This is a genomic window from Bradyrhizobium sp. Rc3b (genome assembly GCF_900114915.1).
GTDB lineage: Bacteria > Pseudomonadota > Alphaproteobacteria > Rhizobiales > Xanthobacteraceae > Bradyrhizobium.
This window is the reverse complement of the sequence record NZ_FOUS01000007.1, coordinates 41,698-65,714: the sequence shown is the minus strand read 5'-3', so window position 1 is coordinate 65,714 and position 24,017 is coordinate 41,698. Positions and strand designations below refer to the sequence as shown.

Here is a 24,017-nt window from a genome sequence, read left to right as displayed (position 1 = left end):
CAGCCGCATAGCGGAGGCGGGGGACATTAGGGATATTTGAAGCGAATCAAGCTGATAAGGGTATACATCCTGTGGATAGGCATGTATGTTCTCTTTATGTTCTGTTTTGACGGAGGGGATATCTCGGTGCTTTTAGGACCCATGGCACATAAAGCGGCGGCACAAAAAGGCAGTCGAGGGCGGCCTCGGTACGCGCCCCCGGACGATCAGCATCAGTATCAGCTTGCCGATTTATTGCAGAGAATCGGAAGGGCGGAGCTTGAGGATCGGCAGCTAGAAATGTTGCGACCTGACGTCGATGGTCGCGTTAGCATTTTTTATTCGGGACACCTCGATTTACTCGACTCCCCAGCGGTATCAATTGTCGGCACGCGTGAGGTTTCGGAAAAGGGGTGGACGCGCGCCTATCAGCTGGCGCGTTCGCTTTCTGCCGCTGGGGTGACGGTGGTCAGTGGGCTTGCAAAGGGTGTGGACACCGCCGCCTTGACGGGCGTCGTCGACAATGGCGGTCACGCGGTCGCCGTCATCGGCACGCCGCTGGACAAGGCCTATCCCGCCGAGAACGCCGATCTCCAGCAGACAATCTATGCGCATCATTTGTTGCTCTCGCCATTCCGAAATGGCGCTCCCGTTTTTAAGTCCAATTTCCCGGTCCGAAACAGAGTCATGGCCGCGATCACTGACGCCACGGTGATTATTGAGGCGTCGGATACCAGTGGCACACTTCACCAGGCTGCAGAATGCGTTAAGCTCAACCGCTGGCTTTTCATTGCCAAGTCGGTTCTGGATGATAAGTCACTTAAGTGGCCGGCACGCTTCTTGGATTATGAAAAGACTGCTGCTCTGACCTCGGTCGACGACGTGTTGACGCGCGTCGGCGCTAGGTAGTTTTGCCAAGCGCTGCGCAGTAGACCGACCGAGCACCGGCGGAAAGTAGCAAATCTCGGCAGGCCCTGAGCGAGTTGCCGGTGCTGACAACATCGTCAAGCAACAAGACTCTGCGACCGCGGATCAGGTGCGGTGACTCAACTGCTATTGATTTAAGATGGTTGTGCCTGCTTCGATCGCCACCATGAGCGAGCTTTTCAACAGGTTGTTTTCTCACGAGTACTTCAGTCGCATCTAAACGTGGATCGTCGATGCAGATCCGCTGCGCGAGCTCCCGGATGCCATTGATCTTCTTTTGCGGATCATGTGACGGTACTGTTGCCAATGCCACGTCCTTTCGGATCAGTGGCTCAATCCTATTGAAGAAATAGACAATCCCTCCATGCCTCTTTTCTTTCAGGTCTAAAAGTTTTGCGCTGTAGGTCGGATAGGTCGACCGATCGCCATGCAGCGCCATATGCTGGCGGTACGGGTGATAATATCCGAACGCAGAGATCTCATCGTCTCCAAATTCTTCAAATTCGTTAAGATACCAGCGCTTCATCGGGTTTCACCTGATTCGCCGAATCACCTTTCCGGCACAGTTTTACCCAAAAAATGCAGTGTCAACGGACTTCCCTCGGCTTGTCCAACAGTTCTTTGAAGCAACCGAAGGCGGTTGTGCTACAATCGAATTACGCAAGCTCTTTTCAGACCCTCGGCATTTCACATGCTCGTGCAGCACCTTTGCTACTACCTGACGGATTGGAACGGAATCAAACCTCGTCAGGAAGACTGGGACACCAACAAAGTTGTGAAATGTCTGAAGGGAGAGCCCATTAAGGGCTACGCTCAAGTTACCGTTGCCGGCATCAACTTCCGACTGGAGGAACGAAATCGGCAGGGCTTTTTGGACCATCTATGGTCCGCGTTAGGTCGGTCTTTCAGCTCGCCGAACCAGTCCACTGCAATTGTCCCGATTCCTAATAGTGCCGGCGTTGTTGGTGCACCGGCGAGCTACAAGACGCTGCTGTACGCACAGGCGATAGCGGCGGCATCGGGCGGTAAGCTGATAGCCCTCGATGCGCTACGCTGGAAGGCCGCTTCGGGCGCCATTCACAAGCAGGGTGGTGCTCGCTCTCCCGAGCGGCGATTTGATAATCTCCAAGTCATCCAAAAACCCGATAGGCCGGTTCTTCTGTTTGATGACTTCATTACGTCAGGATCTTCGTTCATCGCCGCTGTTTGGCGATTGTCCGAAGTTGGCTGTCTGCCGACTGAAGGTCTCGCTGTAGCTCGACGAACAGCTGTACAGGAAGTAAAGATGTTTGAGTATCGGCAGCAGGAATTGGAAATTCCGCAGAAACCACTTTTTTAGCCGGGCAGCCTCAGCAGAAGTCTTCGCTTGGGCACGGCAATTTTTCTGCCATGGATTGATGCTGAGTTTGGGATGAGCGAACGCACTGCGCGCAACTATATGCAGATTTGCACGCAATTCGGCGAAAATCGGCAACATGTTGCCGATTCGAATTACAGAGCGCTTCTTTCTCTTTCGACGGCTGAGCCAGAAGTCCGCGAACAAGTCGAAGAGCGCGCGGCCAAGGGCGAGAAAATTACTGCGGCAGAGCGTCGGCCTTACAGTCGAGGGTTGATCCAATCCCATACCGACTTATCGAGCCAGCCTTGATGCTGCCCGCTTACCAACTTGGTCACGATTAGCCGATCGTTCTTATCCATCTTCGTCAGGATGTCTGTCGAAACCGCGTCCGCTGTGGCCGACGATTCGATGAACCACACCGAGTCCAGCCCAGGGTCTTTGGTGTGGTTGTAGCGCGCAAGATGCGTGACCAGCGCCTGCCGCGCTTCGTTGTAGTTCGTGCGCTGTTTGTTCAAATCCCAAGTCACTAAAAAAACGCTCATGATGAACCTCCTGATTCGTGTAATAATATCAGGATGGTCACCCCCGGTTGTGATGTAAGCGGGATACGCGAGTTATCCGTGCTATTCACAGCCAGATGTGAGTGTACCTCTCGAAGCCGAAACGCACTGATCGAACGGCGAACTCTGGCTAGGTGTTGAAGCGCCAAGCTACCCTGTCGGTTTGGACAGGCTCGTCCCACCGCAACTTGGCGCATGATGGGCCTAATAGGAGGCCACGCGTGCAGCGGTACTATTTTCCAATCATCCACAAGGGGCAATTACAGCCGGACAACGCGGGGGAGGTGTTTGGTTCGCCCGATATCGCGCGGCAATACGGCGCGCAGATCGCACGCGATATCGGGAGCGATCCGGAATTCGACCGCGGTGCTGGCACGGTCGTGTTGGTGCTCGACGCCGCGAGGGCTGAGATAGCGCGGCACGTGGTTGGCATTCGGGTCAACTAGTCTGTTAATGGAAACAGGGGCTGATAACGTTCGTCTGGCGTTTTCCACGATCGCAAGAAATCTAGCGGATCTTGTGTGCCCAGGAATTGCCGCGCGAGGTTCAGGCGTTCCAGCATCGTGTTTCTCTCGGCCTCTGGCAGGGTGGTTGCGCGCTCAGCCGCTCCGGCGAGAAACCGCTCAACGTTCATCACATTCGACCATTGCTGAATGATCTGTCCCAGGTGCTCTTGGCTGTCCTTAATCGACTGCTGTGCGCGGCGCTTATCTTCCTCTCGGTTATACCTCTCTTCGGCAGCAAGCCGCTCTAGACGAGCGATTTCGTCCTTTCGATCCTCCTCTTTTAGTTTTATGGCAATCTCACTGGCTGCGCCTTCTAGCGACTTTACGATTTGCTTAAGGCTCGACTGAATTGAAGAGTCCTTCGTGTCTTGCCAGGTTGTTGACCACTCGACGCGGTAATAGGGGGAGTAGGTTAGCAATCGAAGCCGGCCAGAGGGCGCATCCTGTGTGGTTGTCCGGGTGCGATCTACGAGGTATGCGGACATTGCGCAGTCGGAATCTCGAACGTATTTGCCTCCAACGTATCGGAGGAGCACCTCTTCAGACATTTCGACGACCGCCAGTCCGATTGCCACGCTACCGATGTAGACAACAGTCGGTGCCATGGGTGACCAGAGACTATCGAAATAACTGCGGGGGCGTTTCCCTCGAGTCTCGCGCTCATCAATTGCGGCTCGTCTCAGGTTTTCTCCACGCCGAGCCAGCGTCACGCGATGACCAGCAGATTCGAGGTTGCTGAAGAGATCGTTGGCAAATCTGAGGGCTTTATCGAGAGTGCCCTTCGATGTCGTTATGTCGACCAGAAGCTTTTTGTATGGCTTTAAGTAGCTGCTTTTGAACAAGCCCATTATGCCGTCGCTATTGAGCGGCCTGCAGTGTTCGAAGTGCTCTTTGGCATCGCGAATCAGCCGATGAGTATGCGGCGGTCGGAGCCGGACCTTCCTGGGTGTTTTTCCGTCCGGAGATTTCGCCCAATAGCTTTGCTTGGGTCTAGCAACACCGTAGATGTTGCACATACTAATCACGGAGCCGCGAGACTCCCCCAACTCCTCAGCGACCTCAGCCAAAGGCTTGGACCAAACTAGTTCGGACAGTTCTTCTTTGGTGACCATTGCGCATTCCCAAGGCGCGCCCCGGACGAATGCTCAAGCTACTGTGTTGTGGAGGCAAGTCATTGTGGCGGGTTTCCCACAACCGCTCGCGCATCTGTGGACGCGCTGAAGCGCCCCAAGGTAGGGCTGGATTTTTTACCGAATCGTGGGAAGCTGTCCGTGGGCTTGAACACCCGGACCGAAGATGAGGCGGCCGACCCTTGGCGGGGGTGGCTGCCGATAGATGCGCTACGAGCCTTGGCGGGCTTTATGCGCTTGGCTGCACCTTGGCGGGTGCGCCGACCTGGCCATTATGGCCGGGAGCGGCGTGCCATGTCCAGAGGGGAAACCCTTAAAAGTGCGCCGGCCTGTCTCTTCGGCAGGTGTTCAACTCCCGGCTGCCGGTCTGTAACCGGCGACGGCCTTGAACAGCCAAATCGAAGAGCATCACACATGACCACCACCACACTGACCGCAGGCGATCGCCTTTCGCACCTCATTATGTCGCATCGCACCGCTGCGGATCTCGACGCAGCTGCCGGCATCCAGAAAGAAATAGTGGACGCGCCCGCGGCGAACTGGGCTGAGTTCGGCGCCAAGGCATGTCTTCTCATCAACGAGTTGACGACCGACCCCACCACCGGCTGGCTGGATGCAATCCGGGGTAGCCTGAGGGCCGATGTAGAGCGGCTGGGCACGCCCAGAGCGGCCTAATCCGGCTGTGGTATAATATCGGCTAGCGCGGCTGAATCGCCCCCGGGGACCAGCCGCGCCCCCTGTGCGTCGGCTCAGGCCGGCGAGGTGAGCAAAGCAACTTATTTCAGGCGCGCGCCTTGCCCAATCCAGCGAACGACAACAGCCGCTTGCTCACGCCCGAGCAAGCGGCTTCTCGGCTTAACATCACCGAAGAACATCTCCGCGACCTCGTTAGCGAGGGCGCCATCGGATACATCAACGTCGGCCTCGGAAAGAAGCGTCCACGGCGGCGCTTCACCGAGACGGATTTAAACGAGTTCGTTGAAGCCCGCCGCAGGAGGGAAGTGCCGTGTCCGTCTACCGTGACAAGCGTTCGCCGTACTACTCGTTCGATTTCCAGCACGCCGGCAATCGGTTTCACGGCAGCACGAAATGCACGACGCGACGCGACGCGGAAAGGTTTGAGGCTGCAGAACTAGAGAAGGCCAAAGCCCTGGTGAAGGCGACGAGGCGCGCCAAGGCGTCGCTAGCGATCGATGACGTCGCCGATCGACTCTGGAACGACAGCGCGCAGTACGACGCAGAACCAAAGGCCACGGAGACCAATCTGACGCGGCTGATCGAGTACTTTGGCAAAGAGAAGCCGCTCACGGAGATCGATCACAAGGCGGCCAAGGACTTGGTGGCGTGGCGGCGAGGGCATCGCGTCTCGCGACGTGGCAAGCGGACCAAAGAACAGGAGCAGGCCCTACCGCTAGTGTCGAATGCCACCGTCAATCGTTCCACGACCAAGGTGCTGCAGCGGCTATTCACCTTTGCCAAGGCTGAGAGAGCGGTATTCGAGAGCGAGCCGAAGTGGGAAGACCTGCTGCTGGCCGAGCCTGAGGAGCGTGTCCGAGAACTAAAGATCGAGGAGGCCGAGGCGCTCGACGAGGCCATGCGTGAAGATTATGGGCCGTTCTTTGACTTCGTCCGCGCCAGCGGCATGCGGCTAAAGGAATGCGTGACGCTGAGGTGGTCCGAGGTGGACTTCGGCACCCGGCAGATTGTTCGCCTCGGCAAGGGCGGCCGTCGTGTGGTGTTCCCGATCACGCCAGCGGTTCGCGAGATACTCTTCCCGCTACGGGGACAGCACCCGGAGTTCTGTTTTACCTACGTGGCTGTCTACGGAAACAAGCGCTTGGGTAGGGTGAGGGGGCAACGCTACCCTCTGACCTACACTGGCGCCAAGACCGCCTGGCAGCGCCTCAGAGCCAACTCTGGGCTAGCCGATTTCCGGTTTCACGACTTCCGGCACGACTTCGGGACCAAGCTCTTGCGCGACAGCGGCAACCTCAAGCTGGTGCAAAAGGCGCTCAATCACCGAGACATCAAAAGCACCTTGAGATACGCGCATGTGCTGGACGAGGACGTTGCCGAAGCGGTCGAGCGGCTCGCAGAGTCCCGGAAAAAGTCCCGGAGCAAGCTGCGGACGCCGGATAAAGGCTTGAATTAAAAAGCAAAGCTGCATTCCGCATTCCACATTTCAGATGTCGTTCGCCGCGACGCTCGGACTTGTTGCGCTGGTGCAGATCGGCATGCCGAACCTGTTTGCGTCCCCCGATCATTCGGCGACAGCGCGGATCGCGCTGTGGGGCGGCCGCGAGATCGCGATGCTGTTCCTGGCCTCGCTGATCGCAGGGCTTGCGACCACGCCCTACGCCGCCTTCCACTTCCACCGCGTCACGCCCTACGGCGTGCTCGCCAACCTCGGCGCGATGCCGGTGGTCTCTGCGCTGGTAATGCCGGCGGGGCTGTTGGGCCTGCTCGCAGCGCCGTTCGGGCTCGACGGCGTGTTCTGGTGGCTGATGGGGATCGGGATCGACTGGATGGTCGCGGTCTCGCGCTGGGTGGCGGCACTGCCGGGCGCGGTCGGCCGCATCCCGGCCTTCGGCATCGCGCCGCTGATCGCAGCGAGCCTGGGGGTCATCGTGATGGGCCTGTTGCGCACGCCCCTGCGCTGGGGCGGTGCCGTGGTGCTGCTGGTTTCCATCGGCTGGGGGCTTTCGGTGCGGCAGCCCGATATCCTGATCGCCGGGGACGGCGCGAGCGTCGCGGTGCGGGGCGCGGACGGGCGTTTGCATCTGATCAGGGCAGGCAAGGACAATTTCCTGCTGAAGGAGTGGTTGTCTGCCGACGCCGATCCGCGCGATGCCGGCAGTAGCGCGCTGGCGAGCGGCATATCGTGCGACGAGTCCGGCTGCGTGACACCGCTCGCCGACGGACGGCTGGTCGCGCTGGCCTCGCGCATCGACGCGTTGGCGGACGATTGCAGCCGCGCCGCGCTGGTGGTGACGTCGCGGCCCGCGCCGCCGGATTGTGCCGCGATGGTGGTGGATCGGCAGCGCCTCGCTCGCCAGGGCGCGCTGGCATTGACGCAGCGCGGCGACGGCTTTTCGGTTCAGGCGGTGAGGGCGAGCGGCACGAACCGCCCGTGGTCACCGGCTGGTGTCGGCGAAGGTGATTTCGACGGCAGCCTTGTGCCGAAGGCGGCTCCCCGCAGCCGCGACGCAACGCCATCGGAGACCGACTTGCAGGCCGACGATTGACGCGATCGATTACAGATACCAGGCCAGCACGGCCTCGAGCCTTGCGTTGCCGATGACTGGCAGGGCCACCATCCGGTTCAGCCCGGCTGCGCAGGCCTCGGACCCGGCGATCGAGCCGTCATGGGTGAGATCGTCGTTGAGCGCGGGCATGCCGGTGGCCCAGGCGCCGCCGATGCTGCCTTCGCCTCGGGCGATGGATTTGTCCGCATAGCGTGCGGCAAGGTCGGTCTGCGCGCTGCAATCGCCGGCGCGAAAGACCAGTGCCGAACGGGCCTCGTTCGGGACCCAGATCTCGAAGCGTCGCGCAATCGGCGTTGCCTGCGCCGAGACGAATGTCAAAACCCAGGTCTGGTCGGTGCCGGTTCGGTAGGGTACGCCGACCCCCAGATTGATCCCGACCTTGGCGGCGTCCTCCCAGCGCAGGAAGCTCTTGGCGTCGTGCAGGTCCTTGATGATCAGCGGCAGGCCCGCCTTCCAGGTGCGTCCGAGCAGGCCGAAGCCGCGAGGAAACCTGGTGTGGCGGGAGTTGAATTCGAACATGTCCGCCGCGCCGTAATAGCCGTCGACGAGGCCCATCTCGTGGGAGAGATCAGGATCGTTGTGCCAGAGCTCGATCGCGCCGACATGCGCCTCGTCGTCGCCGCAGAACAGCACCATCACGGCTTGCAGGAATTCGCCTGCAAACAGCGGCACCGCCACGCCGCAGGTGAGGCCGGCCGCGACGGCCTGATCGGTTCGCTTGAAATAGGAGTTGGCGAATTTCGTGAGGATGACGGGATGGCCGCAGGCCCAGGCCTTGCCTGGAAGCCCCTCGTCATATCCGAAGTGCAGCTCTTCGCTGACGGCCTTGAACGCGGACAGCCCTTCATCGTAGAGGCCGCCGCCGAATTCCAGCCGCATGCGCGTCCGGTCAGGCACCCAGAGTTCAACGACGCGAATGAAGGTTTTCATCGAGCGTGTCCGCCGCCTCAAACCACGACAGCATCGGTCATTTGGCTGCGGAGCGGACGTTCAAAATTCAGGCAGCACGGCTCAAACTTCGTGCGGCGACGAGGCGAGGCGGCGGCGCTCGCCGATCGAATTTCATGAAACAAAAACCCACCGGGCTCGCCGGCCTCGGCCGGCGACGGCATTTCAATCCTTGCCCTCGGCCTATCGGGCGGAGGGCGTCAGCCGATCGGCAGTCGTGTGACCGTCGGGCGACTGTCGGCGATGATCTGCGGCTTGTGCTCGCGCTCGCCGATCGGCTGGGTCACCGGCAGTTGCAGCACGGTTGCGCGCTGGCCTTCGACCAGTTGCGTCACCAGCACGGATTTGCCGTCCGGGAATTCGATCGCGTCATGATGGCGATCGGGAATGTGCGGATCGATCTTGCCGAACTTGCCGACGCGGGAGTTGACGGTGCGCGTCCAGATCCAGCGGTTGTCGTAACGGACGTCGTCGGCGAAGGCGAGCTCCGTCCCCGGCAGCAGGCAGACCGCGACGGAGAGATCGGCTTCGGAGGCGAAGCCGCGCGTCGAGGTGCCGCGGAATGTTGTCGTAACGATCGTCTCGCCGACTTCTGCGGGGCGCGTCGCGACGGCATGCAGGCTGTAGTCACACATCGGGTGCTCCTCAATGCAGAGATAGCGACCCGCACCTCTTTCGGAGGCGCAGGCCCCTACCAGAGTGGAAGCACGTGACGGTCTGCTCGGTTGTAGGCAAATCTGCGGCTGGGATCCGCGAGCCCCGATCACATTATCTTTTCCATCTTTTCCGAATTTGTTAGGAACAAAGTCGGCTTCCGTGCATTTGGCAGCCGCGTCTCGACAACCGCGCCTGTCAACGACCGGCGGAGTGATGCGCTTGCGCAGCAACGGCTTGCGATGCTGATGTTGCGATCAGCGTTGCTGCGGTTGCACTCAAACGAGCTGCGCATTTGGGCCGTCCCCCTCGAACTCGAAAGGCCGCGAAGCGATGTTGCGTCGCGCGGCCTGCCGAGGATGTCGCGCAAGGAGGAGGGGCCGGACAATCTGTGCGATACCAGAAAGACTATCCAGCCGGAGCGGACCGTTATCCGCTCCAATCTCTGATCGGCGAGGCCGATCGAAGGCGCGCGCGAGGCGCTAAAGACTTCGGTATCGAGTACTTCCGGTATCAGTACTTGCGGTAAAGCCCGATCAGCTTGCCCTGAATCTTCACGCGGTTCGGCGGCAGGATGCGCACCTCATAAGCGGCATTGGCGGGCTCCAGCGCGATCGAGGCGCCGCGGCGGCGGAAGCGCTTGAGCGTGGCTTCCTCGTCGTCGATCAGTGCCACCACGATGTCGCCGGTATCGGCGCTCTCGTTGCGCTGGATCAGCGCCATGTCGCCGTCGAGGATGCCGGCCTCGACCATGGAATCACCGCGCACTTCGAGCGCGTAATGCTCGCCGGAGCCGAGCATGTCGGGCGGCACGCTGATCGTGTGGCTGCGGGTCTGCAAAGCCTCGATCGGAGTACCGGCCGCGATGCGGCCCATCACGGGCACCGCAACGGGTCGCTCGCCCTCGTCCGCGGACGGGCTGGAGCTCGCGCGTAGCTTGCCGAGATTGCCCTCGATGACGCTTGGCGTGAAGCCGCGTCGGTTGCCGGCGGCAGCCTGGAGCTCCGGCAGCTTGATCACTTCGATGGCCCGGGCGCGGTTGGGCAGGCGGCGGATGAAGCCGCGCTCCTCGAGCGCGGTGATCAGGCGGTGGATACCTGACTTCGAGCGTAGGTCGAGCGCATCCTTCATCTCGTCGAAGGACGGCGGCACGCCGCTTTCCTTCAAGCGCTCGCTGATGAACCGCAGAAGCTCGTATTGTTTGCGCGTTAACATCTCGAACAAAGTCCCCCGGTTGATGTCGTTCGATTCCGAGACGATGAGTTCAGCGATAAGCCGCTACATCTCGAAACAAATCATGAACGGACACTATATGTTCGATATGTGTTCCGCAACTGCTTAATTTACCGTGAACAGAACGAAACTCACGGAATGCGTGTGGCGGCGCAGTTCAGACGGGGAGCCGCAGCACCTCGCAGGGGCTGTCGGCCTCGGCCTTCGGCGCAAACGGTGCGCGCACGAGAAGTACCTGTGCTGCAGCAAGATTCGCAAGCAGAGAGGAGTCCTGATGGCTGACGGGAAGGGCAACGAGCGTGCCGTCGTCGCGCATTTCCAGGCGCGCGCGCAGATAATCCTCGCGCTGGTCGTTGGCGCCGAGATCGCGGCCCAGCACGACGCGCTCGCGATGATGATGAATCACCGAACGGCCTGACAGCGCGCGAATCAGCGGCACCATGAACAGGAAGGCGCAGACGTAGGACGACACGGGATTGCCGGGCAGGCCGATGACGCCCATTGCCCCTAACCGTCCGTGCATCATCGGCTTGCCGGGCCGCATCGCGATCTTCCAGAACGCCATCGCGATGCCTTCGTCCTTGAGCGCCTGCTGGACCAGATCGTGGTCGCCGACCGATGCGCCTCCGGTCGTGACCAGGATGTCGGCGCCGCTTTCGCGCGCGCGGCGGATGCCGGCGGTGGTGGCCTCCAGCGTATCGGCGGCGACACCGAGGTCGATGGTCTCGGCGCCTTCGCTGCGGGCGAGCGCGTGCAGGGCATAGCCGTTGGAATAGACGATCTGGCCGTGCCCGGGCGTTGAGCCCGGCATCACCAGTTCGTCGCCGGTGGCGAGAATCGCGACCTTCGGACGGCGGCAAACGGCGAGCTGCGGGTGGTTCATTCCGGCGGCGAGGGCGAGATCGCGCTCCGTCAGACGGGTTCCCTTGCGCAGGAGAACGTCGCCCTCGCGGAAATCGACGCCGGCGGGGCGGATGTGCCGACCCACGATCGCGGCTTCCTTGATCGTTATGTGCTTGCCTTCGGCGATCGTGTCCTCCTGGATCACGACCGCATCCGCGCCGTCCGGAACGACGCCGCCGGTGAAGATTCGCACGGCTTCGCCGGCGCCGACCTTTCCCGTGAACGGACGGCCCGCTGCGACCTCACCGATCATGGTCAGCCTGGAATCGATTGTTGCCGCGTCGGCTGCACGCACGGCATAGCCGTCCATCGCCGACATCGCCTGGGGCGGCTGGGTGCGCCGCGCAGCGACGTCCTGCGCGAGCACGCGATGGTAGGCTTCGTCGAGTGAAACCATCTCTGGGGGCAGCGGCTCTGCACCCGCCAGCACCGCAGCAAGGGCGTCGGAAACCGGCATCAAGGCCACGGGCGAAACTCCTGCTCGGCACGTTCGGATGAAATGTTCCGACAGTCTTCTAGCCGAGCGCGGGGGCAGAGGCAAAATGGCGGAGCGGGCAGGATTTATCCTGCCGCTTCCGGCCCAGAATGGAAGGCAGGCTCAGGCTTGGCGTGGCATGATCCAGAGAACGAGACCGATCGGCAGGAGGGTGGCCATGGCGAGGACGAGAATGACGAGCGCCACAGCCAGCATCGCTCAACTCCCGCTCGGCCGGTCCGGCCCGGCGTCCAGCGCGACGTCGGGAGCCTTCGGCCCTTGATCCTTGTCGGGCAGCGGATCGGCCTGGGATTTCAGGTCGGCGGCCTTGCTGATCAGCTTGGCGGAAAGGTCAGAATCCGAGGTGGTTCTTGCGAATTCAAGCAGGAGAGAGGCTTGCTTGGTGAGATAGGTTTTGCCCAGCACGTGCATAAGTCCGGTGTAGAAGTCCCAACGGACTCAAGAGTCCGTAAGGGGCCATTCCGTTCCCGGAACTCCGTACAAAAATGCACAAAGCGCTCTGGTTCCTCATTTTGGGCAAAATTGGTTCCGGAAGACTTGGGCGACGTTGGCGTCTCCCGCTGCGCGGAGATCGTCAGATGCCCAATGCCTTCAAGGCGTTCCCGACGTCGCGCGGCGACGTCACATGCACCGCTGTCAGCCCGCGCGACCGCGCGCCTTCAACATTCTCGGCGAGATCGTCGAAGAAAACGATACGTCTTGCGGGCACGCCGATGGCGGCGACGACATGGTCGAAGGCTTCCGCATCCGGTTTGCGCAGGCCGATGCTGGACGACAGATATAGCGCGCGGAAATGGCCGAGCAGTTCGCAGTATTCCTTCGAGAAATAGTCGACATGCGGCCGGTTGGTGTTGGAGAAGGCGTAGAGCGGCATCTGCTTCGCCGCGCGCGGCAGCAGCTCGGCGATGTCAGGCATCTCGCCGGCGAAGATCGCGTTCCAGCCTTCCAGGAACTGGGCGTCCGAAATGCCGATGCCGAGCGAAGCACGCAGCGAGGCGAAATAGTCCTCGTCGCTGATCCTGCCGACCTCGTGCAGCCGGTAAGCCTCGTCACGCACATAGCGCGCGACGATGGCCTCGGGCTGGCAGCCGGCATGTCCCGCCCAGCAGGCGATCGCCTTGGAGAAGTCGATGTCGAGCACCACGCGCCCGAGATCGAACAGCAGCGCATCCGCGCTGCCGGGAGAAAGCGAGTTCACTTGCATCCTTTCACTCAGTATCGATAGGGATCGTGGTCGAATAGCGGGAATGCGCTGAAGACGCTCGGCGCGTTGGTGGCGGTCGCCGGATGCAGGCAGGATTTGTCGACCTCGGCAAATGACGTGGCGCCCAAAAGGCCGAGGCAGCGCAGCACTTCGTCCTCCAGCAGCTCCAGCATCCGCGCGACGCCGGCCTCGCCAGCCGCCGCCAGCGCCCAGCATTGCAGCCGGCCGATCCCGACCATGTCCGCGCCCGCCGCGATCGCCTTGACGATGTCGGTGCCGCGACAGACACCGCCATCGACCATGATCTTGGCGCGGCCCTTCACGGCCTCGACGATCTCGGGCAGCACATGCATGGCGCCGCGGCCGTGGTCGAGCTGGCGGCCGCCATGGTTGGAGACGTAGATCCATTCGACGCCATGATCGACCGCGATCAGGGCGTCCTCGGCGGTGGCGATGCCCTTCAGGATCAGCGGAATCCTGAACTTGTCCTTGATCATCTTCACGGTCCGCCACTCAAGGCCCTTCTGGAAATCGCCGCCGGTGGCACGCAGGCGGCTTTCGCGAACGTAGCGCTTGGCGATGTCACGCTCACGACGGCTGTAATGGGCGGTATCGACGGTCAGGCAGAAGGCGGCATAGGCGCTCTTCTCGGCCCGGCTGACGACATCGGCGACAAAGGCGTCGTCGCCGCGGACATAGAGCTGATAGAGCCGCAGCGCATCGGGTGCGGCTTCGGCGGTCTGCTCCAGGCCGGGCTCGGACACCGAGCTCAGCATGTGCGCTGCACCGAAGGTGCCGGCAGCGCGCGCGACGCTCGCCGCGCCATCCGGATCGAAGATCTCGAGCGCACCGACGGGGGCGAGCACCACCGGCAGGCGCATCCTGCGGCCGAACTGCTGAACCGAGCCGTCGACCTTGCGGACGTCGCGCAGCACGCGCGGGCGGAAGGCGATCTCGTCCAGCGCCATGCGGTTGCGGCGCATCGTGGTTTCGGTCTCGGCGGCGCCCACGATGTAGTCCCAGGCGTTCTGGTTGAGGTTGGCCCGCGCTTTCCGAATGAATTCGTGCAGGTTCTGGAACGGCTCGTTGCTGGCGCCGAGCTCGACGTTCCGTTCCGGCCGGATCCGGGGTGCTTCGTTCATTGTTATCCTCCCGAGAATTTGAAGCCTTGTGTCATCGCCTAACCCGTCCAGCGCTCCAAAACCATCCTAAAATGGCATGGCTGCGCGGCGTGGACGGGCGCACCGATCGCCCCTTTAGGTACCTTTGGGGGCGGGCCAGTCCTGCAACGTTGCCAAAAGTTTAGGTCCGAACGAAGCGATTTCTGCGGTGTACCGGTCGGCGGTGCGTCCCGGCCTTGAAGAAACCAGAATGGTATTGTGAGAAGTGGACTGGATCGCCAATTGCATGGCGCCTCCCAAGTCTGCTTCCCAAGTCTCGAGAGACGAGCCCAAGCAAGCTCAAGCGAACCGCCAAGCAAAAAGGCAAGCCCATCCATGCGGAAAACCCTGCTGTTCCCTCTGGGCGCGCTCACCGGAGCGTGTCTCACCCTTCTGGTCGCCAGCCCGCACGGTGGTGTATGGGCGGCACGGGCGGCAGCGAGCGCGGACAATGCCTATTCCCAGCTCAACCTGTTCGGCACGGTGTTCGAGCGCGTCAAGGCGAGCTATGTCGAGAAGCCCGACAACGCCAAGATGATCGAAGGCGCGATCACGGGCATGGTGACCTCGCTCGACCCGCATTCGCGCTACATGAACGCTAAGGCCTGGACCGAGATGCAGGAGACCACCTCCGGCGAGTTCGGCGGCCTCGGCATCGAGGTCACGATGGAAGACGGCCTCGTCAAGGTCGTTTCGCCGATCGACGATACGCCCGCCTCGAAGGCAGGCCTGATGTCCGGCGACCTCATCAGCAAGATCGACGGCGAGGCCGTGCAGGGCATGACGCTCGAGCAGGCCGTCAACAAGATGAAGGGCCCGGTCGATACCAAGACCAAGCTCACCATCGTGCGCAAGGGCGCGGACGCGCCGCTCGACGTCGCGATCACGCGCGAGATCATCCATGTGCGCCCGGTGCGCTTCCACGTGGAGAACGGCGACATCGGTTATATCCGCGTCACCTCGTTCAACGAGCAGACCACCGACGGCCTGAAGAAGGCGATCGCCGCGATCTCCAAGCAGGTGCCGCAGGAGAAGCTCACCGGCTACGTGATGGACCTGCGCAACAATCCGGGTGGACTGCTCGACCAGGCCGTGTCGGTGTCGAGCGCCTTCCTCCAGCGCGGCGAGGTCGTCTCGACCCGCGGCCGCAGTCCGGAAGAGACCCAGCGCTTCACTGCGCATGGCGGCGACCTCACCAAGGGCAAGCCGCTGGTGGTTCTGGTCAATGGCGGCTCGGCCTCGGCTTCCGAAATCGTGGCCGGCGCGCTGCACGACCACAAGCGCGCGACCATCATCGGCACGCGCTCGTTCGGCAAGGGGTCGGTGCAGACGGTCATTCCGCTCGGTGCCGGCAATGGCGCGCTGGCGCTGACCACGGCGCGCTACTACACCCCGTCGGGCCGCTCGATCCAGGCCCAGGGCATCGCTCCCGACATAGAGATCCTGCAGGACGTGCCGCCGGAGCTGAAGGGCCGCATGGACACCATGGCGGAGTCCCAGATGCGCGGGCATCTCTCAGCCGGCGAGGGCGGCGAGCAGACCGGATCGCAGTCCTACGTTCCGCCGAAGGAGGAGGACGACAAGGCCCTGCATGCCGCGTACGACTTCCTGCACGGCGTGAGCGCGAATGCAGTAGCCGCAAAGCCCGCGTCGAAGGCGGCGGTGCCGAACTAGGCTTACGACGTCGAGACATCGATATCGCCCGGGAGTGGACGACCGCTCCCGGGCGATTTCGTTTGGGACCTTAGCGGTGTCTGCAGCGGACCTAACTCGCCTCGCGGCGGCGGGCTTTCGCGCCGCCGCGCTGGGCGAGCCGGCTGCGATGCAGCGCGAACAGCTCCAGCACCTTGTCGGCGGGCTTCGCGGCGCTGAACAGATAGCCTTGCATCTCGGAACAGCCGAGCGCGCGGAGCAGACGCTGCTGCTCCTCGGTCTCGACGCCCTCGGCCGTGGTGGTCATGCGGCGCGCGGCCGCGAGATTGACGACGGCCTGGACGATGCTGGCCGAGCCGTCGGGGCCGGCGATGTCGTCGACGAAGCAGCGGTCGATCTTGATCTTGTCGAACGGGAAACGGTGCAAATAGCTCAGCGACGAGTAGCCGGTGCCGAAATCGTCGAGCGCGATGCGCACGCCGATGGCGCGCAGCTGATGCAGGATCGCCAGCGCCGTGTCGTCGTCGCGGATCAGCACCGCCTCGGTGATCTCGAGCTCGAGCCGGCTCGCCGGCAGGTTGGAAGCAGCGAGCGCCGCCATGATCTTCAGTGCCAGCGTGCCGCTCTTGAACTGCACCGGCGAGACGTTGACGGCGAGGCGGATATCGTCGGGCCAGTTCGCAGCGTCCCGGCAGGCGGTCGCCAGCACCCATTCGCCGATCTCGTTGATCAGGCCGGTATCTTCGGCGATCGGGATGAACTCTGCCGGCGAGACCATGCCGCGCGCGGGATGGCGCCAGCGCACCAACGCCTCGCAGCCGGTGATGCGATCGTCCTTCAGGCTGAGGCAGGGCTGGTAATAGACCTCGAGGCCGCCGTCGCGCCCCCCTTGGGCGATGGCGTGGCGCAGGTCGCTCTCGAGCTGCCGGCGCTCGCGGACCTTGGCATCCATCTCCGGCTCGAAGAAGCGATAGGTGCGGCGTCCGGCGGACTTGGCGGCGTACATCGCCATGTCCGCGTTCTTGAGGACCTGGTCGAGCGCCGTGCCGTGTTCCGGCGCGAGCGCAATGCCAATGCTGGCGTCGGTGGTGAGATGGTGGCCCATGCAGTCGAACGGCGCGCGGATGGCGGCGAAGACCCGTGCGACGAGCTCGTTGACCTGGTCGAGCGATGCCACCGCGCTCTGGACGATGGCGAACTCGTCGCCGCCGAGCCGCGCCACGAAATCCGCCGGGCCGGCACAGCGGCGCAGGCTTGCGGCAATCGATTTCAGCAGCTCGTCGCCGACGAGATGGCCGAGCGCGTCGTTGACGCCCTTGAACTCGTCGATGTCGATGTAATGCACCGCGATCTGTTCGTCGTTGCCGACCGCGGCCAGCTCTTCGCGCAGATGCTCGTGGAACATGGTGCGGTTCGGCAGGTCGGTCAGCGCGTCGTAATGGGCGAGGTGGGTGATGCGCTCCTCGATCCGGCGGCGCTCGGTGATGTCCTCATGGGTTGCCACCCAGCCACCGTCCGTGAGCGGCTCGTTGAGGATGTGGATCGAGCGGCCGTCGGAGGTGTCGACCACCATGGAATTGCGCGTATGGACGCCCTTCAGCACGCGCACGACATAGTCGTTGACGTCGCCCGTGAACGAGCCGGTCGCCTTGCGATGGGCGATGATGTCGTGGAAGCTCGAGCCGGGCTTCACGATCTCGGCCGACAATCCGTACATTTCGAGATAGCGCTGGTTGCAGACCACCAGCCGCTGCTCGGCGTCGAACAGCAAGAGTCCCTGCGTCATGTTGTTGACGGCGCGATCGAGCCGCTGCTTTTCCAGCGTCAGCCGTTCCCGCGAGAGGCGGTGCTGCTCCAGCAGCTTGCGCACGATCGCGATCAGCAAGCCTGCGATGGCGAGTGCGGAAGAGGCGGCGATCGAGATCAGCATGCCGATCTGCTCGCGCCAGTCCGTCAGGGCGGAGGCGCGCGTCGTGGTGGCCATCATCAGGATCGGGAAATGGGGCAACGCGCGCGAGGAGATCAGCCGGTCTTCTCCGTCCACCGGGCTCGTGAAACGGCCGGCGAAGTGATCGAGGTCGAAAACCCTCTGATGCTGCACCGGACCAGACTTGAAATTCCGCCCCATCAATTCGCTGGAGTGGGGATAGCGGGCGAGCAGCGTCCCGTCGCGATGCAGCATCGAGATCGTCGCACCCTCACCGAGCGCGACGGATGCGAAGAATTTCTCGAAATTGGCGGGCTCGATGCCGCGTCCAACGGTGCCAAGGAACTCGCCGTTCGGCCCGACGATCTTGCGCACGATCAGGACGGTCCAGGCGCCGGAGATGCGACTGTGCAGCGGCTCGATCAGGACATCCGGCGAATTGGGATCATCCTTGAAGGTGCGAAAATAGGCGCGATCGGCAACGCTCACCTTCGGAGCCGGCCATGCCGACGACGAATTGATCAGATTGCCTTCGGCATCGATGATGTTGACGCCCCCGATGTAGGGCAGCGCCTCGATCTTCGAGCGCAGCATCCGGTGGATGTCCTGGCCCGAAAGGCGCTTGCGATAGTCCTCGACGGTCGTGATTCCGGTCGTGCGGACGTGGTCGACGAAATCCTTCTGGATGACCGCGAAGTCCTGCAATTGCTGATCGAAATGATGGGTGAGCAGCAGCACGGTGTTTTCCAGCTCGCGGCTGGAGTTGCGCAGCGCCCGCTCGCGGAAATTCTGCGCCATCAGGACAGAGCCGACGGCGATGGCCGCGATCAGCAGCGTGCCGCCCACGACCAGCCAGCGGATCGGTCCGCTGCGCACGAAGGCCTGGTCAAAGAGGCGGCTGCCGAATCTCGTCATCATGCTGGATCGTTGCCGTGCACACGTCAGGATCAATTCTTGGCCCCAAAAACATCCGTTGGTTTACGGGAACGGTGTGGAGGCGAAGTTAGGAAGCGCGGTTAACGCTGTGTGAACGGCCGCGCGCAAATGCAACCGAGGTCCGCGATTACAGCGGGCAGGAATTGCCGAAGGCATTGGAGGGCGCCGGTCAATTCCTGCCGGCCACGCCACAATCAACCACGCCCTAACCATCTAACGTGTTGGGGAGCCTCAAATCGGCGTTGGCACGTGATTTGCGACATGCCTGCTGACGACGACATGCCTGCTGACGACACAGAGAGGACGCAACGATGAAAAACACCCTGAAGAACTTCCTCGCCGACGAGCGTGGGGCAACCGCGATCGAGTACGGCCTGATCGCGGCCGGAATCGCGCTGGCCATCATCACCGTCGTGAACGGCATGGGCTCCAAGCTCAACAGCAAATTCACTGCGATCAGCTCTTCACTGCGCTGATCGCGTGGGCTCCGCTGCGTGCCAGTATCGCCACCACGATCAGTGCCGCGACGATGTTCGCGGCGGCACCGACCAGGATCGGCATCGTATAGCTGTGGTTGACGTCGTAGGCGAAGCCGGCTGCACTCGGGCCAATCAGCGTGCCGAACGCCACGCTGGTGTAGAGAATGCCGATGATTCCGCTGACATTGCGTCCGCCAAAATAGTCCATGACCACAGAGGGAAGCACCGCGACCCAGCCGCCGTAGAACGCGCCGTAGACGAAGGCAAAAGCGGCGAGGGTCCAGACCTCAGCGGCAATGGCCCAGATCGCCATCGCGAGCGCCATTCCGGTCAGGACCATGATCAGCGAGCGGTCGCGGCCCATCCGGTCGGCGAGTGCGCCGAGAAAGAAGCGGCCTGCGGTGCTGCCGGCCCCGATCACGCCGAGCAGCAGCACTGCAGAGGATGCCGCGACCCCGTGATCGCGCGCGTAGGGCACGAGATGGACGAACGGGACGAAGGCCCCGAACGAGCAGACCAGACACGACAGGTAGAGGGCGACAAACCGCGTCGACCGGATGGCCTCGCGCACGGATGCGCCGCCGGCGTTGTTGGCGCCCGCGGCATCGCGAGGCGGATCGCCATCGGGTCCGAGGCCGCGGTGCTTCGGATCGTTCTCGATGAGCAGCGACATCCCGCCGCCCAGCACCAGCGCAATCGCGCCCAGCACCAGATAGGCTCCGCGCCAGCCCACCGAAGCGATCAGCAATGAGGCGAGCGGCGGCATCGCCAGCGTACCGAGCCCGATGCCACTCACCGCGAGCCCGGAGGCAAAGCCGCGGCGCCTGACGAACCAGCGTTGCACGGCGCCGATGGCCGGAACATAGGCGCAGCCGACGCCGAGGCCGACGCCGAGCCCGTAGGCGAGATAGACCTCGACGACGGACCGGGCAGTGCTCGCAGCCGCGAGTCCGACCGCGACCAGGATCATGCCGGCGACGGCCAGCGGACGCGAGCCAAACCGGTCGGCGAGGGGACCGCTGACGAGGCCGAGCGCGAAGTACAGAAAGCCCGCGATCGAAAACACCAGCGAGATCGAACCGCGCGAGGCGCCGAAATCGCGCTGGAGCGGCTCGAGGAATGCGCTGAACGTGTAGGCGGAGCCGAAGCCGACGAACATGACGGCAAACGCCGCCGCGACGACGAACCAGCCATGGAAAATACCTCGCTGAGCGAGCGTGGATTGAATGGTCAATGCGGCCTCCGCGAGGTGAGGGAAGGATGGCGACGGTGCCAGGACGTGGCCCGCTGGAAGGCCGCGCCGGCGCGCACGAGCGTGGCCTCGTCCAGATGGGCGGCGACGAGTTGGAACGCGATCGGCAGCCCGTCCGTCGACGCACCGCCTGGCAGCGTGATGGTGGGATGACCGGTCATGTCGAACGGGCAGGTGTAGCGCTGCAGCTTCGCGATCAGATCCGGCTGTTCGCCGAGCGTCTGGATCATGGCAAGCGTCACTGGCGGGAACGGGTGCACCGGGATCAGCAGCAGGTCGATGGTCTCGAACAGCGCAGTCACCCGGCCGCGTAGCGCCAGCCGCCGCAGCAGGATCTTCTGATAGTCGAGAGCAGATAGAGCGCGGCCGGTTTCGAGCACGGAGGCGAGGATCGGACCATACTCATCCTTGCGAGCGGGATAGGTCGCCTCATGAGCGACCGCAGCTTCCACCGCACAGTTCGGCGTCCAGTCGGCGATCGCCTGCGTGACGTCGGGAAATCGGACATTGACGGTGTCGGCGCCAAGCGCGCGGAAGGCATCGATGGCGTCCGCCAGCACGCGCTGGGTCGCAACGTCCACGTCGTCGCTGTTCCAGGCGGGATCGACGCCGATCCGCAGGCCCCGCACGTCCTGTGCGGCGGCGGCCAGATAGTCGGGCACCGGATCGACCAGCGACGTCGGGTCGTTCGGATCGTGTCCGGCGATGACGCCGAGCAGCGCACCGACGTCGGCCGCGCTGCGGCCGATCGGTCCGACATGGTCGAGCGTCGCGGCAAGCTCGAAGGCGCCGTGGCGGCTGACGCGGCCCCAACTCGGCTTCAATCCGGTCAGGCCGTTGGCGGCGCAGGGCCAGCGGATCGAACCGCCGGTGTCGGAGCCGAGCGAGCCGAAGCAAAGTCCGGCAGCCGTCCCGACCGCCGAGCCGCTGGACGAGATACCCGGCCAGTAGCTCGCATTCCACGGATTCTTCGGCGGTTTCACCAGCGGATGGTGATCGGCATAGGCGCCCTCGGTGAGTTGCACCTTGCCGAGGATCACGGCGCCCGCGTTCTTGAGCCGGCGCACGACGGTTGCGTCTTCACTGGGACGAAAGTCGCGATGAAGCGTCGTGCCTGCCGCCGTCGGAACGCCCTCGGTCCAGAACAGGTCCTTGAGCGCAATCGGCACGCCATGCAGGGGCCCCCGATACCGGCCCTGCGCGATGTCGGCGTCCGCGGCTTCCGCCTCGGCCATGGCCGTTTCCGCCATCACGTGAACGTAGCTGCCGAGATCGCGGTCGATGGAGTCGATCCGGTCGAGTTGCGCGCGCGTCACCTCCAGCGCCGAGATTTCGCGCGCCTTGAGGTGTGCCGCGAGCGCGGTGAGTTCGAGATAGTGCAGGGCGTCGGCCACGGCTCGGTTCTCCATTCCGGTGATAGCAGAGGCGTTCGATCCCGAGGGATCGTTCGACACCAGTATAAGTAAGATACAGGTGTCGCTTGCTGTCAACCAGTAAATCTGTTTTACTGGTGTTCAAATCTTTGGTGTTCCGATGTCGAAAGTGTCGCGCAAATTCCAGGTTCCCGACGCGTTGGCAAACCTCTACGATTTCGCCAACACGCTCGATGTTCGCCACTTCACGCATTTCGGCGTGGAGCACCCGGAGAGCGATGAGCTCAGTGGCCCGAAGGACCTGGCGGACTGGATGCGGGAACGCGGCCTTGGCGCCAAGGGCGGCCATGTCACGCCGGCAATGTTCGAGACTGCGCTGAGGCTGCGCGGGGCGTTGCGTGCCTATCTGCAGTGTGAGCCGAGCGAGCGGCTCCGGAACAAGAGCGTTCTTGGCGCGCTCAATGACGCGCTGGCGCCGTTTCCGCTGCGGGTCGAGGCGCTCGCAGGCCGTGGCGCAACGCTGTCAGCGGCGCGCGAGGATGCGCTCGCCGGCCTGTCGGCCATCGCGATCGAGCTTCATGACGCAACCCTCGTGGGAACGCTGGACCGGCTGAAGATGTGCGCGTCGGAGGAATGCCGCCGGGTGTTCTTCGACCGGTCGAAACCATCGACGCGGCGGTGGTGCATGTCGACGCTATGCGGCAACCGGATGAAGACGCGCGCTTATCGCGAGCGGCAGCGCGAGGCGAAATAGAGCGGATTGCGCAGTCAGGCGCGGTAATGGCCGGACTTGCCGCCGAGCTTCTCGACCAGATGGATGCCCTCGATGCGCACGCCGCGCTCGACCGCCTTGATCATGTCGTAGATGGTGAGGCAGGCGACCGAGACGGCCGTGAGGGCCTCCATCTCGACGCCGGTCGGACCCGTCACCTTGACGCTGGCGCGGACGAGGCAGCCCGGCAATTTCGCGTCTGGCTCGATGTCGAGCGTCACCTTCGACAGCGCCAGCGGATGGCAGAGCGGGATCAGCTCCGAGGTGCGCTTGGCGGCCATGATGCCGGCGATGCGGGCGGTCCCGAGCACGTCGCCCTTCTTGGCGTTGCCGGATACGATCAGATCGAGCGTCGCCTTGGTCATGACGACACGGCCTTCCGCGACCGCAAGCCGCTCGGTCGCGGGCTTGTCCGAGACGTCGACCATCCGCGCCTCGCCGGAGGCGCCGATATGGGTGAGGGCCGGGACGGCTTTTTTCGCCGGCTTGCGCGCCATGTCAGCGCGTGCCCGTCGCGCGCGCCGCACTCTGGCGCGCGAGCAGCGTGCGCGTCGCGGCGGTGACGTCGGCCTGCCGCATCAGGCTCTCGCCGACCAGGAAGGTCGACATGCCGACGCGCTCGAGCCGGGCAAGATCGGCGGGCGTGAAGATGCCGCTCTCGCCGACCATCAGTCGATCCCCGGGGATCAGCGGCGCCAGCGTTTCGCTGGTCGCGAGCGTGGTCTCGAACGTGCGAAGATTGCGGTTGTTGACCCCGATCATCGGCGAGCGGAGCTTGAGCGCGCGGTCGAGCTCGGCGCGGTCGTGGATCTCGATCAGCACGTCCATGCCGTAGGCGAGCGCGGCGTCTTCGAGGTCTTTGGCGGTGGTATCATCGAGCGCGGCCATGATGATCAGGATGCAATCGGCGCCGCGCGCGCGCGCTTCCGCCACCTGGTAGGTGTCGAACATGAAATCCTTGCGCAGCACCGGCAGTGCCGTCGCTGCACGCGCCGCCACCATGAAGTCGAGATGGCCCTGGAACGAGGGCGTGTCGGTCAGCACGGACAGGCAGGCCGCGCCGCCGGCCTCATAGGCCTTGGCGAGCTGGGGCGGATCGAAATCGGCGCGGATCAGCCCCTTCGACGGCGAGGCCTTTTTCACCTCCGCGATCAGCGCGTAGTCGCCATTGGCGTGCTTGGCCTTGATCGCGCGCATGAAACCGCGCGGCGCAGCTTGCGTCTTGGCCTTCGCCTCGACCGCCGAGAGCGGCTCGGCGCGCTTGGCGGCGGCGATCTCTTCGCGCTTATAGGCTTCGATCTTGGTCAGGATGTCCGACAT

23 protein-coding genes and 2 pseudogenes are annotated in these 24,017 nt (G+C 63.2%); 10 read left to right on the top strand and 15 right to left on the bottom strand.

The annotated features are described in order from the left end of the window. The first annotated feature begins 36 nt into the window (after positions 1-36). Positions 37-888 carry a DNA-processing protein DprA gene (locus BM190_RS17335; RefSeq protein ID WP_244550662.1) on the top strand — a complete coding sequence of 284 codons (852 nt, stop codon included), beginning with the start codon at positions 37-39 and terminating at the stop codon, positions 886-888. On the opposite strand, the gene BM190_RS17330 is transcribed toward BM190_RS17335, so the two are convergent. Then, positions 881-1,432: a ComF family protein gene (locus BM190_RS17330; protein WP_092257028.1), complete on the bottom strand. Its 552-nt coding sequence runs from the start codon at positions 1,430-1,432 to the stop codon at positions 881-883. The genes BM190_RS17335 and BM190_RS17330 overlap by 8 nt on opposite strands. Positions 1,433-1,597: 165 nt before the next feature. On the opposite strand from BM190_RS17330, the gene BM190_RS17325 reads away from it, so the two are divergent. Further along, positions 1,598-2,245: a phosphoribosyltransferase gene (locus BM190_RS17325; protein WP_092257025.1), complete on the top strand. Its 648-nt coding sequence runs from the start codon at positions 1,598-1,600 to the stop codon at positions 2,243-2,245. A gap of 257 nt (positions 2,246-2,502) precedes the next feature. On the opposite strand, the gene BM190_RS17320 is transcribed toward BM190_RS17325, so the two are convergent. Continuing rightward, positions 2,503-2,787, bottom strand: coding sequence for a hypothetical protein (locus BM190_RS17320; RefSeq protein ID WP_092257022.1), 285 nt, complete (start codon positions 2,785-2,787; stop codon positions 2,503-2,505). Positions 2,788-3,026: 239 nt separating this feature from the next. On the opposite strand from BM190_RS17320, the gene BM190_RS17315 reads away from it, so the two are divergent. After that, a complete protein-coding gene (locus tag BM190_RS17315; protein WP_092257019.1) occupies positions 3,027-3,251 on the top strand; it encodes a DUF6894 family protein in 225 nt (74 codons plus the stop codon). On the opposite strand, the gene BM190_RS17310 is transcribed toward BM190_RS17315, so the two are convergent. Further along, positions 3,248-4,423, bottom strand: coding sequence for a hypothetical protein (locus BM190_RS17310; protein WP_092257016.1), 1,176 nt, complete (start codon positions 4,421-4,423; stop codon positions 3,248-3,250). The two genes, BM190_RS17315 and BM190_RS17310, sit on opposite strands and share 4 nt — an antisense overlap. Positions 4,424-4,855: 432 nt before the next feature. Here BM190_RS17310 and BM190_RS17305 point away from each other — a divergent pair, with 432 nt between their 5' ends. The 4 genes and pseudogenes from BM190_RS17305 to BM190_RS17290 form a co-directional block, all read left to right on the top strand. Further along, positions 4,856-5,116 carry a hypothetical protein gene (locus BM190_RS17305; protein ID WP_092257012.1) on the top strand — a complete coding sequence of 87 codons (261 nt, stop codon included), beginning with the start codon at positions 4,856-4,858 and terminating at the stop codon, positions 5,114-5,116. A 119-nt stretch (positions 5,117-5,235) separates the two neighbouring features. Continuing rightward, a pseudogene (locus tag BM190_RS41900) lies at positions 5,236-5,421 on the top strand (helix-turn-helix domain-containing protein); the annotation flags it as partial. A 26-nt stretch (positions 5,422-5,447) separates the two neighbouring features. Then, on the top strand, positions 5,448-6,593 hold the full coding sequence (locus tag BM190_RS17295) for a tyrosine-type recombinase/integrase (protein WP_092257006.1): 1,146 nt from the start codon (positions 5,448-5,450) through the stop codon (positions 6,591-6,593). Between the two features lie 19 nt (positions 6,594-6,612). Then, positions 6,613-7,686, top strand: a pseudogene (locus tag BM190_RS17290) (ComEC/Rec2 family competence protein); the annotation flags it as partial. 9 nt (positions 7,687-7,695) lie between these two features. On the opposite strand, the gene BM190_RS17285 reads toward BM190_RS17290, so the two are convergent. From BM190_RS17285 to BM190_RS17250, 7 genes are all read right to left on the bottom strand, one after another. Continuing rightward, positions 7,696-8,637 carry a GAF domain-containing protein gene (locus BM190_RS17285; protein ID WP_092257003.1) on the bottom strand — a complete coding sequence of 314 codons (942 nt, stop codon included), beginning with the start codon at positions 8,635-8,637 and terminating at the stop codon, positions 7,696-7,698. 218 nt (positions 8,638-8,855) lie between these two features. Next, positions 8,856-9,290, bottom strand: a complete 435-nt coding sequence (locus BM190_RS40460) for a hypothetical protein (RefSeq protein WP_018320255.1) — start codon at positions 9,288-9,290, stop codon at positions 8,856-8,858. A gap of 532 nt (positions 9,291-9,822) precedes the next feature. Further along, a complete protein-coding gene (lexA, locus tag BM190_RS17270) occupies positions 9,823-10,524 on the bottom strand; it encodes a transcriptional repressor LexA (protein WP_026202323.1) in 702 nt (233 codons plus the stop codon). A 175-nt stretch (positions 10,525-10,699) separates the two neighbouring features. Next, positions 10,700-11,911 (bottom strand): molybdopterin molybdotransferase MoeA, encoded by a 1,212-nt coding sequence (locus BM190_RS17265; protein WP_092256997.1) that lies wholly within the window; start codon positions 11,909-11,911, stop codon positions 10,700-10,702. Positions 11,912-12,139: 228 nt separating this feature from the next. Beyond that, positions 12,140-12,346: a hypothetical protein gene (locus tag BM190_RS17260; RefSeq protein WP_049814976.1), complete on the bottom strand. Its 207-nt coding sequence runs from the start codon at positions 12,344-12,346 to the stop codon at positions 12,140-12,142. Between the two features lie 169 nt (positions 12,347-12,515). Then, complete coding sequence (locus BM190_RS17255) at positions 12,516-13,145, bottom strand: HAD family hydrolase (protein ID WP_177237125.1); 630 nt, start codon at positions 13,143-13,145, stop codon at positions 12,516-12,518. A gap of 8 nt (positions 13,146-13,153) precedes the next feature. Further along, positions 13,154-14,287, bottom strand: a complete 1,134-nt coding sequence (locus BM190_RS17250; protein WP_092256994.1) for an alpha-hydroxy acid oxidase — start codon at positions 14,285-14,287, stop codon at positions 13,154-13,156. Positions 14,288-14,641: 354 nt separating this feature from the next. Here BM190_RS17250 and BM190_RS17245 point away from each other — a divergent pair, with 354 nt between their 5' ends. Continuing rightward, complete coding sequence (locus BM190_RS17245) at positions 14,642-15,979, top strand: S41 family peptidase (RefSeq protein WP_018320263.1); 1,338 nt, start codon at positions 14,642-14,644, stop codon at positions 15,977-15,979. 91 nt (positions 15,980-16,070) lie between these two features. Here BM190_RS17245 and BM190_RS17240 read toward each other — a convergent pair whose 3' ends face one another. Beyond that, entirely contained in the window at positions 16,071-18,803 is a 2,733-nt protein-coding gene (locus BM190_RS17240; protein ID WP_092256990.1) for a bifunctional diguanylate cyclase/phosphodiesterase, read from the bottom strand. Between the two features lie 329 nt (positions 18,804-19,132). Here BM190_RS17240 and BM190_RS17235 point away from each other — a divergent pair, with 329 nt between their 5' ends. After that, entirely contained in the window at positions 19,133-19,297 is a 165-nt protein-coding gene (locus BM190_RS17235) for a Flp family type IVb pilin (RefSeq protein ID WP_092256988.1), read from the top strand. Here BM190_RS17235 and BM190_RS17230 read toward each other — a convergent pair. Both BM190_RS17230 and BM190_RS17225 read right to left on the bottom strand, forming a co-directional pair. Then, on the bottom strand, positions 19,278-20,534 hold the full coding sequence (locus tag BM190_RS17230; RefSeq protein ID WP_092256987.1) for an MFS transporter: 1,257 nt from the start codon (positions 20,532-20,534) through the stop codon (positions 19,278-19,280). The genes BM190_RS17235 and BM190_RS17230 overlap by 20 nt on opposite strands. Further along, positions 20,531-21,946: an amidase gene (locus BM190_RS17225; protein ID WP_092257732.1), complete on the bottom strand. Its 1,416-nt coding sequence runs from the start codon at positions 21,944-21,946 to the stop codon at positions 20,531-20,533. Before BM190_RS17225 ends, BM190_RS17230 begins: the two co-directional genes overlap by 4 nt. A 139-nt stretch (positions 21,947-22,085) precedes the next feature. Between BM190_RS17225 and BM190_RS17220 the strand changes: the two genes are divergently transcribed. Beyond that, positions 22,086-22,679, top strand: coding sequence for a CGNR zinc finger domain-containing protein (locus BM190_RS17220; protein ID WP_092256985.1), 594 nt, complete (start codon positions 22,086-22,088; stop codon positions 22,677-22,679). Between the two features lie 14 nt (positions 22,680-22,693). On the opposite strand, the gene moaC is transcribed toward BM190_RS17220, so the two are convergent. Beyond that, positions 22,694-23,194, bottom strand: coding sequence for a cyclic pyranopterin monophosphate synthase MoaC (gene moaC, locus BM190_RS17215; RefSeq protein ID WP_018320268.1), 501 nt, complete (start codon positions 23,192-23,194; stop codon positions 22,694-22,696). 1 nt (position 23,195) lies between these two features. Continuing rightward, complete coding sequence (gene trpC, locus BM190_RS17210; protein WP_092256983.1) at positions 23,196-24,017, bottom strand: indole-3-glycerol phosphate synthase TrpC; 822 nt, start codon at positions 24,015-24,017, stop codon at positions 23,196-23,198.